This is a genomic window from Paracoccus sp. P2 (genome assembly GCF_046335115.1).
GTDB classification, from domain to species: Bacteria; Pseudomonadota; Alphaproteobacteria; order Rhodobacterales; family Rhodobacteraceae; genus Paracoccus; species Paracoccus pantotrophus.
In genome coordinates, this window is sequence record NZ_JBGOSN010000184.1 from 1 (window position 1) to 628 (window position 628).

The following is a 628-nucleotide window of genomic DNA, read 5'->3' on the forward strand; positions in this document are numbered from 1 at the left end:
GATCATCGGCATCCTGGCAGAGCATGAGGCAGGCGCGAAGTGCGCTGACCTGTGCCGCAAGCACGGCATGTCGGAAGGCACCTTCTACAACTGGAAGGCCAAGTTCGGCGGCATGACGGTGTCGGAGGCGAAGCGGCTGAAGGGGCTCGAGGATGAGAACGCCAAGCTGAAGAAGCTGCTGGCCGAGCAGATGCTGGATCTGGCGGCGATGAAGGACCTGGTTGCAAAAAAGTGGTAGGGCCCGCCGTGAAGCGTGAAGCCGTTGCGTATCTTCGGGCCGAGCATGGCCTCTCGGAACGGCGGGCCTGTCACATCGTCGGCGCGGATCGAATGATGATCCGCTATCGATCCCGACGCGCGCCGGATACGGCGTTACGCGGTCGGTTGCGGGACTTGGCCAACGAGCGCCGGCGGTTCGGTTACCGGCGCTTGTTCGTATTGCTGCGCCGCGAGGGCGAGCCCTCGGGGATCAATCGGATCTATCGGCTCTACCGCGAAGAAGGGCTGACGGTGCGCAAGCGGAAGGCGCGGCGCAAGGCGGTCGGAACACGGGCCCCTATCCTGGTCGAGGCGCGGCCCAATGCACGCTGGTCGCTGGATTTCGTCCATGACCAGTTCGATTGCGGGC

At 64.3% G+C, this 628-nt stretch carries 1 pseudogene; it reads left to right on the top strand.

Annotated elements, in window-relative coordinates:
* Position 1: 1 nt before the first annotated feature.
* Positions 2–628: pseudogene (locus tag ACDP63_RS25115) on the top strand (transposase); the annotation flags it as partial.